This window comes from Enterococcus lemanii (genome assembly GCF_016909125.1).
Lineage (GTDB): Bacteria > Bacillota > Bacilli > Lactobacillales > Enterococcaceae > Enterococcus_I > Enterococcus_I lemanii.
The window spans coordinates 1-10,042 of record NZ_JAFBFD010000057.1; the positions used below are offsets into that span (position 1 = coordinate 1).

General features: G+C 36.3%; 5 protein-coding genes. 2 read left to right on the forward strand and 3 right to left on the reverse strand.

The features are described 5' to 3' along the window. A partial coding sequence (locus JOD14_RS12445; RefSeq protein WP_204655105.1) for a Cna B-type domain-containing protein occupies positions 1-5,222 on the reverse strand: 5,222 nt, incomplete at its 3' end. A gap of 268 nt (positions 5,223-5,490) precedes the next feature. On the opposite strand from JOD14_RS12445, the gene JOD14_RS12450 reads away from it, so the two are divergent. Beyond that, positions 5,491-6,915: a helix-turn-helix domain-containing protein gene (locus tag JOD14_RS12450; RefSeq protein ID WP_204655106.1), complete on the forward strand. Its 1,425-nt coding sequence runs from the start codon at positions 5,491-5,493 to the stop codon at positions 6,913-6,915. A gap of 62 nt (positions 6,916-6,977) precedes the next feature. Here the strand turns inward: JOD14_RS12450 and JOD14_RS12455 are convergent, their stop codons facing one another. Beyond that, positions 6,978-7,283, reverse strand: a complete 306-nt coding sequence (locus JOD14_RS12455) for a hypothetical protein (RefSeq protein ID WP_204655107.1) — start codon at positions 7,281-7,283, stop codon at positions 6,978-6,980. Positions 7,284-7,291: 8 nt separating this feature from the next. Next, positions 7,292-8,815 carry an ABC-F family ATP-binding cassette domain-containing protein gene (locus tag JOD14_RS12460; RefSeq protein ID WP_204655108.1) on the reverse strand — a complete coding sequence of 508 codons (1,524 nt, stop codon included), beginning with the start codon at positions 8,813-8,815 and terminating at the stop codon, positions 7,292-7,294. Positions 8,816-9,047: 232 nt separating this feature from the next. On the opposite strand from JOD14_RS12460, the gene JOD14_RS12465 reads away from it, so the two are divergent. Further along, on the forward strand, positions 9,048-9,908 hold the full coding sequence (locus JOD14_RS12465; RefSeq protein WP_204655109.1) for an ROK family protein: 861 nt from the start codon (positions 9,048-9,050) through the stop codon (positions 9,906-9,908). Positions 9,909-10,042: the final 134 nt, after the last annotated feature.

Sequence of the window (10,042 nt, forward strand, 5' to 3'; positions counted from 1 at the left end):
ACTTCACTATGCTCTTTGCCATTTTGTAGTAGTTTGACTGAAATTGAATCTGGGCGTAAGCCGTATTTGTTTTCAAAGTCATCCCACTCTTTGCTGACTGAGACTTGCGTTGTAACTAAGCTATTTACCAATACAAATTGATGGGTATCCACGTCTTCCGTTAAGATACTAGTAACATTTGAGTCGTAACCAGGAACGGTGATTTCTTCAATCGTGTAATGGTATTCTAGACCTTCTGTATCGTATTTCGGTAAGTCAGTGAACGTGTAATGCCAATTGCCTGATTCATCTGGCGTGATTGTCGCAGCCGGTACTTCACTATGCTCTTTGCCATTTTGTAGTAGTTTGACTGAAATTGAATCTGGGCGTAAGCCGTATTTGTTTTCAAAGTCATCCCACTCTTTGCTAACTAAGACTTGCGTTGTACTTAAAGTATTGGTTACTTCACCACCATTAATACTTGGTTGTTCGTAACCATTTACGCTGTCTTCTTCAACGGAGTACGCATAAACTTCACCGTCAGGATCAAATTTTGGTAGATTTTCAAAACGATACACCCAATTATCGTCTTTTGTCACCACCAAAGCGGGTACAATTTCTGCCGATACACGATTTCCATTTTGTGTTAAATGCAAAACAATCGAATCAGGACGCAAACCAAAGCGATCACCTAAGTCATTCCAAATTTTTATACCAGCGAGAGATGTTTTAGTTAGTTTATTCGTAATGGTTGTGTCTACAATCGTTGGTTCATTATAACCAGTTACTTGTTCTTCTACGACTGTATAGTTATAAGCTGTTCCTTCATCATCATATTTCACTAAATCAGTAAACGCGTATTTCCAGTCTGTTTCACTAGTAACTTCCACCATTTTATCTGTAGGGACACCATTTTGAAGTAAGCGAACCATAATTTTAGCTGGGCGAGTGTTAAACTTATTAGCCATATCGTCCCAGATTTTATTGCCTGAAATAGCTATTTTCCCTCGATACTTATTCGTAATTGTTGTTCCATCAATGGATGTTTCATACCCAATAATTTTGTCTTCTGAAATAGTATAACTATATTCGTTGCCTTCACTATCATATTTCACTAAATCGGTAAACTCAAATTCCCAATTCATTTCTTTGGTAACTTCGATTAATTCCTCAGTTAGTTGACCATTTTGTAGCAATCGAACCGTAATTTTAGCTGGACGAACTTGATCTATATTTTCAAAGTCATCCCATATTTTTACGCCATTTATATTTGTAACGTTATTCAATTTGTTTGTAATAGTCGTATCCTCAACACTATTTGTATATTCACCTAACTTGGTAATCACTTCGCCTTTTTCGTTAACTTCTTTTACACTGTATACATAGTCTTTTCCAGAAAAAACTTCTGTTTTGGGTAACTCATCAAATACGTGTTGCCATTCATTTTGACCTTTTTTACCTTCTATTTTGGTTACTTCACCATATTTTTGATTATTTTGATAAAGTTGGACATAAATAGCGTCTGGTCTAAGTTGATGTTTATTACTAAAATCATCCCATATTTTTTTAGCAACCACAGATGTTTTTATTCGCGCATTGGCGACATCTTCTTTTTTGATATTTTCTTCTTTATTATTATAAGCTGTATCTACAACTATTGTAATCTCTTCATTTGATTTATCATAACCATTCGGTGCTGTCTTTTCTGTTAAATAATACGTTCTAAATGGCAAGTTACCAATCCTTAGAATTCCTTTTGTTGTTTGATATTCACCAAATGTTACTTTTTCACCATTTAAATTAAAGGAAAGAATAAAAGTTGCTTCACTTTCTGTAATTGTCGTTTGGGTTTCTGAATCAATTTTTGTGATTTGAAGAACACCACGTTTGTCACTCCACTTACCACCAACGGAAGAAAATTGTTTCGCAGTTAAACTTTCAGATTCAACTTTCTTTTCCTCGATTCCAGATCCCTCAAGTTTAATTGCGTTACCAATATTGCCGTCTGTTTCAGTAACAACCGTTTTATAGGCAAGAATTAATGTTTCTTTTAATTTACTAGAAAGAGTTATTTTTAATTCTGTCGTACCATTTTCTTGATTAGGTGTCACTGAGAGCTGGTAATCGGCGCCTTCTTCAAGGGGTTCTTTTTCTCCTAAGCGAGTTACTATTAAACTATTGGCAACATACACATGACCTGCACTAATAATATCAGTAATTACTGCCTTATCAACAATGGACAAGCTTTCATTCACTGCTACTTTCCAGTCAATTTCATCTCCTGTATAAACTTGTTTCCCTGTGATATCTAAAGCCTTTTTGTCTAAAAAGTTATTATATTTATCGTACTTAACAGTACCTGTATAAGGATAATTTTTACCTCCTGCCGTCAGTTCAGCATTATTTACATATGATGATGCTGAAACATCTGGAACAGAAGTAGTAAATTCAATCACATAGCGCTCTTTAACTTGTTCTTTAAATTTTATTGTTAATTTTTTACCTTCAACTATTTTTTCATACTTATTTGAATCTAACTCTGTTGTAATTTTTGTTTTTCCTGCTTTATCAACATCATAAATTGAAACTTTCACACTATCTGAATCAATTTCGCCATTATAATTAAGGATATCTTCCACCATAACTCCTTCACCAAGGTCTTGTTTAAGGAAATTGGTGTAGACTTCCCAAGCAATCTTTCTTTCTGAACCGCTTACCCATCCTTTATCTATCTCGCCTTTTTCATTCACATGAACCAGTTGCCCGACTTTATTTCCGTTATTCCAAGAAGAATCAATTACTTCCTTCTTCGCTTCTTTATTGTCATCGACTGAATTACCATTAGTTGTTGTTCCAGTAAAATGAACTTTATTTTTATATACCTTCACAGTTCCTTCTTTTCCTATATGAGGGAGTAGCGTATTATCCTCAACTACTTTTTGTGGATCAAAAGAAGTCGCGTATTTAACAGTCAATTTATTATTGACTACCGTTTTCATCGTGAGGATAAAACCATGTTGATAACCTGAATCTTTAGGCGTTAATGTATAATCTTTATCTTTTTCTAACGTACTATTACCTAACGTTACTTTTACTGTATCAGGTAATAAGATCAACCCATTATTAGGGAAAGTATCGGTAATTACTAAATTATTGATTCCATCTCGAATTGGGTTTACCGTTACTTCCCAACTCATCATTTTTTCATTGTAATCAATTGCTGTATATTTTTTGTCAAAAGAATTTGGTGCAGGTGTAATTGTAGTCTCACTCGAAGAATCTTGTTCACCAATTCCGTCACCAGTAATACCGACTTTATTAACAAATTTATTTTGTTCGAAGTCAGTAATTTTTGTTGTATAGGTTACAATTAATGTCTCATTACCAACATCTCCCAATTCAACTTTAAGAGTCGTTGCTCCAGTTGCTGGATCCGGGGCAATATTTACTTCGAATCCTGAGTACGCACTTCCGTCAGCTTTTTTAACTGAAACATTTTCTTTTTCTATTGATAATCCTTTAGGGATTGTGTCAGTTAAAATAACATCTTTCATTGAGTGTTTCGCTTCATTTACAGTAACTGTCCAGGTCAATGTTTTTGTTGCTGGGTCATAATTAACATTTGATTTGCCAGTCTTCGTTATAATTGCTGGGCGCTTCACTTGTACTTCTTTTTCAGCATCATCTAATTTTTTTCCATCTTCGAATAATTCTGTATGGTTTTTAAATGTGTTATTTTTTTGATAGTCACCACTATTTACTACTGAATAATCAATCGATGTTTTATATTTTATTTTATAAATCTCATCTTTTTCAATGTTTCCTAATTCAATTGCTTGCTCGGGAAAATCTGTTGTATCAATTGTTGTTACCTTTACATCATTTTTATAAATTTCAACCGATCCCGCAATCACTTCTAATCCTTCCGGTAATTGATCTGTGACTGTAGCTCTTTCAATCGTTCCGCCATTCTTGTTAATGGTAATTTCCCAAGTAATTTCAGTCCCTAAGTCATTACTTTCCCCACCATTTTTTTCAATGGCATCACTTCTTTCAATTCCTGATACCGTTGCTTCAGCTGGTAATTTTTTATCGGCATATTCAAATGTTGCCTTATTTGTAAAAGTTGTCACCGTATAATCTGTAATTGGCGTAGTGTATTCAATACGATAACCAGAAAATGGCGCCATTTCTTCAAATAATACATCAAATCCTGTTTCTGTAATACTAGGAGTCGCGGCTGTGTATAAAGAACCAACTGTCTTCTTACCATCTAATCCAACTTTTAACTCATTAATCTTAAAGTCTTTACCTTGTCCGACGCCTGTTGGGAAAACATCGGTTACTTTAGAATTGTTCAATATTTCTCCTGTCGTGTTTACGACATCGATTGTCCAAGTAATTTCAGTTGCATCTTTTGGTTTATTGGGTATTCCTGCTTTATCAATCCCCTCAATAGTTTCTGATGGGCGCATGATGACTGGAATTGTTACGCCGGACTCATCATTAATAATAATTTCTTGACGAATATTGTCTTCAAATTTTGTTAAATCAAATTCAAAATCAAAGAGAACAAAACCTTCTGAAACATCATCCTTTTCAACATTTTCATTAAAAGTGATTAACAGCTGGCCATTTTTAATACTGTATTTACCTACAACCGTTCCATCTTCAACTAGAACATCTTGATTGTTTACGTCTACTAGCTTAAAAATATCTGGCAATAGCATTGAAGTAGTATCGCTTTCTTTAGCACCTAAATTCTCCGTATTCCAGCTAAATTCCATGCCTACTTTTGTACCTTTTTCTACTATAATGGGTGTATTTAAATCTGTAATTACAGCACCATCTAAAGTTAATTCTTTGAAAGTAAAAATATCTCCTAAGTTACGACTTTCCAAAGGTGTGTTTTTTAACCCCCCCCTGGCAGGCTCCTCGTCTTCGGCACTTGCCTCTTCTTCAGCCGCTGGTGTTTCTTCGCTTTGGCTTGTTGGGGCTGTGGTTTCCACCGTTGTCTCCGAACTTGATTGTGTTTGGCTCGTTGCCGGTGCACTTGTTCCCGTTGGGGCAGGGATTGTGGCTTCTGATGTGCTTTCTAAAGTACTGCTTGTTATTTCACTGCTGTTTGTTGTGTTTGTTGCCGTGTCATTTGCAAAAACAGAGGCTACGGGGGTCAATGTTTGTGTAATTAGTACAACTAGCATGAACCACGTTGATATTTTTGACTTGAGTTTCTTATCCATCATTCTTCTCCTTCAATTTTAAACATTTTTATAACTTTCTTAACAACTTTAGCAATTTTTCTGTTAAATTTCTAGAATTCCAGCCGATAGATAGAACAATGGTTATTGATTTGGGTGGTTAAAAGAACTATAATCGTTTATATATCAACAAATGTCCATTATTTCATGTGAAATGCATATTTTTTTGGTAAGTGCTCTAAATCAACAAAAAAATTGATAGAAGGGTCAGGCGGTCGCAATGAGAAATTCTCACGGGTTACAGAAAAAAATGATTTTAAAAAAAGAATTACTGCTTTTATTGAGCGAATACACTACATTCGTTTCCTCTACAGAAATTGCTTATCAATTGGGGTTGGATAGCACGCAACAAGCACAACTGTTATGTCGTGAACTTGCTGAAGACGTCGCTGAATTTTATCAACCGAGCGAATTTGAATTAAATATCAATAAAAATGGCGTGATGCTCATCAGGAAAAGCGGTGATTTGCAACGCCTTTTAACACATTATCATTCAGAAGAGCCTTCATTTAATTTGTTACTCGACTTATTCTTTAATCGTGTGATTCAGTTAACCGACTATTGTGGGAAATACTATGTTAGTGAATCAACGGTCCGTCGCAGAGTGCGCCAAACAAATAAAGGATTAAAAGACTTTAATCTCAAAATTACTTGTTCCCACGAATTAAAACTGGTTGGTCAGGAACAAGATATCTTAAAATTCATCGTTTTATCGGCTTATTTGGCTTTCCAAAAGATGAGTAACACGTTTGTTAGCGAAGAAGAAAAGAAAAAAGTCCTTAATCAAACAAAAAGAGTGGTTAGGCCACTATTTGATGAACACGTGAAAATTGAATTCGATGCCATTGCTTTAATCTATAGTATTTTAAGTGTCAATATTCAAAATGATATTCACTTGGAAAAAGACTGGCAGCCATTTTCTCAAATTGAAGGTAACTTCTTACCTGAAAAGCCAGTATTTCTAACTGATTGGACCAAACAAGATTGGGAATTTTTCTTAACAACCTTGTACTTATATAACCTTTATTTACCACCCAAGCTAAAAGAGCATTTACCCGCTTGTTGCCAAGAAATGAAAGATGACTGGAGCCGAGGTTTTTCAGCTTATTTTCCAACTAAAATCGGTGGACGTAAAGCATACGTCGAACAAGAGTTACAACGATTATTTTTATTTTGTGACTGGTATCCGAAAAACAACTACATTTTAGAACTTTTTCCAATTGTCTCTCTGAAAGAATTGGCTGAACGTTATCCCTTACACTTAGAACGATTTGAGCTTCTTTGGTCTGATTTCAACCAAAAATATCCTGCCTACCAGACCGATTATTTTAAGTTAAATTCATTGCTTCTAACGTTGTATTTAACCCCTCTTGACGAACGCAAAGAAAAAATTTCAATTTACTTAGAAACAACACCCAACCGGCCTTTAACAGAAGATGTAAAAACAGCCATTTATGAGTATTTCTGGATTAAATATCAAATTTCCTTTACTGAACAGATCGAAACTGCCGACCTCTACGTCACCACAATCAAACAACTCGTCCCTAACCCGAATCGCTTTGTTATTCCGATCCATCCTTTAATTTTGAATAGTGACTTCCAATTAATTGAACAAAATATTCAGCGTGTTTTAAAGGAAAGAAAAACACAATTAAAAAATGCCGCAAACTACTAGTTCTATGTGAAACTAAATACAAAAAAACAAGAAAAAGTAATTCCTTACTTTTTCTTGTTTTTTTACTCTTCTTTTTCTCTCCACTCAAAACCATCGAAGCTTTCACCGTCATAATACTTGAGTAAATCTTCATAATTTAAGAGCGCCGAAGTCATTTCTTCTTTTTCTTCTTCAAGACGCTGTGTTTGGCGCTGTTCAAAATAGACTTGGTATTGTTCTAACAATTGGCGATAGAGGGCTTGTTTGGAGTGGGCTTCGCCTGTAATGGTCGGAATTTCACGTAAATAGCCACGGTAAATCGGGCGATTCTTTTCAAATTCAACAGGCATTTCGATGACCTGTAAGTGCAAGGCTTCAAATTGTGACATCTTTTTTCCTACCCTTCAATTTCAATGACTCGTTCAACAAAGTTTTCATAAAATTCTTGTTCATGTGACACGACAATTACCGTCCCAGGATAATTGGCTAGGCTTTCTTGCAAACTTTCTTTGGCTTGTTGGTCAATATGGTTAGTTGGTTCATCTAAAATCAAAAAATTCCCTGGCGTCATCGTCATTTGAGCCAGTTTGACTTTGGTTTGTTCGCCCCCACTTAAATCTTTTATCGGCTCTTGGGCTAACTGATTAACCAGACCTGCCAGAGACAAGTGACGTCGGAGTTCTTTAATCGTTGCTTTAGGGTACAAATCGCTTAAGTATTGAAGCGGTGTCTCAAGTGGGTATTGCCAGACAAGTTCTTGCGAAAAGTAATTGATTTTCGTATTGGCTGGAAAATGAAATTCACCATCTAAGGCTGAAATTTCACCAATTAAGGTTTTTAGCAAGGTCGATTTTCCAATACCGTTGAATCCTCGAATCGCAACTTTTTCCCCATAACGGATGGTTAGGTCAATTGGTTTTAACAGCGGCTTTTCATAGCCAATGACTAGTTGGTCGGTCGTTAATGCCAAGGTTGAAACAATTTCATGATACGGAAATTGATAATGCGGTTTTGCGACGTCACTTGGTGGAGTCAAACGATCGACTTTAGCCAGTTGTTTTTCTCGGCTCTTCGCCATGGTTGAACGCGAGCCGGCTTTGTATTTACGAATATACGCTTCCGTTTTTTCGATGTGCTTCTTTTGATTTTCGTATTGTTTTAAATACGTTTCACGGTTGGCTTCTTTTTGTTTAAGGGCCTTCTTTAAATTACCCGTGTATTTCGTTAGTTGCCCGAATTCGATGTCGGCAATATGTGTCGTAATGTCATTTAAAAAATTGCGATCATGTGAAACCACTAAAAAAGTACCGGCAAAATTTTGTAAGAAGTTCGTTAACCACTCGACGTGTGTATCATCTAAATGGTTAGTCGGCTCATCTAACACTAAAATATCTGGCTTTTCTAGTAATAATTTGGCTAAGATCACCTTTGAACGTTGTCCGCCGCTTAGTTCTTTTAGCAAACTATCTAAGCCCAGTACTTGAATTCCTAGTCCCGTTGCCATTTCTTGAATCAAAGTATCCATTTGATAAAACTCACCTTGGTCAAGTTGTGTCTGCAAACGGCCGGCTTTTTCTAATAAACGATCATCAAATGTTTCGCCATAAGTCGCGTAGTATTCTGTGATTTGGGCTTCCACGTCTAAGTCTTTTTGAAAAGCCGTTTTTAAAAATTCGTAAATCGTTAGTGTTTCATCAACGCGGACGTATTGGTCCAAATAACCTAATTGAACACTACGCGGCACGTCAACGCGACCATTGTCAGGTAATAATTCGCCTGTGATGATTTTAATTAAAGTTGATTTACCGGCACCGTTTTGGCCAATTAAGCCGACATGTTCGCCCTTATTGACTTGTAAATTCAAATCTTCGTATAAAATTTTATCTGCAAATTGATGGGTAATATTGGTTAAACTTAACATTCTTAGCCTCTTTCTTTTAAAAAAAGCGATAGACTGTTTTGGTCTACCGCACGTTTCTTTTTCAACTTCTGTAGTGTAGCATATTTTTTCTGAAAACGCGATGAAAAACCTAGCGTGCGCGCTTCTTTTCTTTCCAAAACTTTTTGCGAAAACAATTTCATTTTACGGCGTTTCTTGCTATGATAAGATGAATGCATTAAAGCGTTTTAATAAGTAAAAATGAGGGATAAAAATGACATTAGCTGTTTTTGATATTGGTGGATCAGCCGTAAAATATGGACAATGGGACCAAAAAGAATTAAGTCAAACGGGGCAATTTAAAACACCGACGACTTTTGACGAAATGCAAAGTGAAATGAAGAAAATCATTGCTTCTTTTGGCGCTGACGTTACTGGGGTGGCGATTAGTTCACCGGGAGCGGTTAACGTCAACGAACGACGCATCGATGGCATTAGTGCCGTACCTTATTTACATGAAAGACCGATTTACGACGAGTTAGAGGCGGCACTTGGTTTGCCAGTTACCATCGAAAACGACGCCAACTGTGCGGGAATTTGCGAAATGGGCTTAGGTGCTGGTCGCGGCATTGATCACGCGATTTTTGTCGTGATTGGGACAGGTGTTGGCGGCGCTATCTTTATTAACGGGCAACTTTATAAAGGGGCACATTTATTTGGTGGCGAATTCGGGTTACTCGTTAATAGTAACGGCAATACGCTTTCTGCTAATGGAACAGCAGTCAATACTGCCTCACGTTTTTCTAAAGCGATTGGCAAAGAAATCACCGGAAAAGAATTATTTGAATTAAAAGATGCGGGCGATCAAAAAGCGACGCAAGCACTAAATGACATGTACGATTTCTTAGCCGAATCATTATATAACTTACAAGTCTCCATTGACCCTGAAATGATTATTATTGGCGGCGGAATCTCAGCGCGTCCAGAATTAACGACCGAAATCCGTACGCGTCTACAAGCACTTTTAACGCGATTTGGCGTCCCTAGTGCGATGCCGCTTGTGAAAGCTTGCGAATTCCAAAACAATGCCAACTTAATTGGCGCCGCTGTTAATTACGAAAATCGAATGAAATAATCTGGGCTCTTTGTCAAATAGTGTTGTTTAGCAATATCTGTATAATTAAGAAGGACTCAGGTTCTTCTTTTTTTGTTATTTAATTTTGGCTTTTTAAAGTAGTTAAATTTGTCAGCTTGCCTTTTATTGAATAT

Excerpts from the sequence above, each read along its gene's own strand:
- JOD14_RS12450 (WP_204655106.1), top strand. The coding sequence starts at position 5,491 with ATGATTTTAAAAAAAGAATTACTGCTTTTATTGAGCGAATACACTACA.
- JOD14_RS12455 (WP_204655107.1), bottom strand. The coding sequence starts at position 7,283 with ATGTCACAATTTGAAGCCTTGCACTTACAGGTCATCGAAATGCCTGTT.
- JOD14_RS12460 (WP_204655108.1), bottom strand. The coding sequence starts at position 8,815 with ATGTTAAGTTTAACCAATATTACCCATCAATTTGCAGATAAAATTTTA.
- JOD14_RS12465 (WP_204655109.1), top strand. The coding sequence starts at position 9,048 with ATGACATTAGCTGTTTTTGATATTGGTGGATCAGCCGTAAAATATGGA.